2 protein-coding genes are annotated in these 534 nt (G+C 38.0%); both read left to right on the top strand.

Annotation, left to right across the window (positions count from 1 at the left end; genetic code table 11):
• On the top strand, positions 1–203 hold a 203-nt coding region (locus AB4496_RS09085; RefSeq protein WP_372130840.1), incomplete at its 5' end, for a cytochrome d ubiquinol oxidase subunit II.
• A gap of 10 nt (positions 204–213) precedes the next feature.
• Positions 214–315 (top strand): cytochrome bd-I oxidase subunit CydX, encoded by a 102-nt coding sequence (gene cydX, locus AB4496_RS09080; RefSeq protein WP_004734907.1) that lies wholly within the window; start codon positions 214–216, stop codon positions 313–315.
• Positions 316–534: the final 219 nt, after the last annotated feature.

The following is a 534-nucleotide window of genomic DNA, read 5'->3' as shown; positions in this document are numbered from 1 at the left end:
TCATTATCCCGTCTAGCGTTAATCCAAGCCATAGCTTAACCCTTTGGGATTCAACCTCTAGCGAACTGACCTTGAACATCATGACAGGCGTAGCATTTGTGATGGTGCCAATCATCCTTTGTTACACCGCTTTTAGTTATCGCACCATGTTTGGACGACTCGATAACGAGTATGTCGAACGCAACGGCAATTCACTGTATTAAGGAGTTTCTCATGTGGTATTTTGTTTGGATATTAGGCTTATTCCTAGCCTCTGCATTTGCAGTTTTGAATGTCATCAGCCTAGAGAAAAGTGACTCAGAAACTGAGTTCTGATTGACGTTTGATTCATAAAAAGACCAGAAGCATGATGCTCTGGTCTTTTTTATGAGCCTTCCTAAAGCGTAAGATTTGGTTCTTCCTTCGTGGTACAAGATGGTAAGACTTAAATCGAGTGAGCTGCATTCTTTTAAGTACACCTAAATCTCAACTCTATATAAGATTTAATCAAAACAATTTTATCTAACCTATTGTTAAATATTTAGTATTTGATAA

Origin of the sequence: Vibrio sp. 10N.222.46.A1 (genome assembly GCF_041473595.1) — a bacterium.
Lineage (GTDB): Bacteria > Pseudomonadota > Gammaproteobacteria > Enterobacterales > Vibrionaceae > Vibrio > Vibrio tasmaniensis_A.
This window is presented reverse-complemented; position numbering and strand designations above follow the sequence as displayed.

What these genes read in the sequence shown, in the direction of transcription:
- cydX (WP_004734907.1), top strand. Translation starts at nt 214, where the DNA reads ATGTGGTATTTTGTTTGGATATTAGGCTTATTCCTAGCCTCTGCATTT.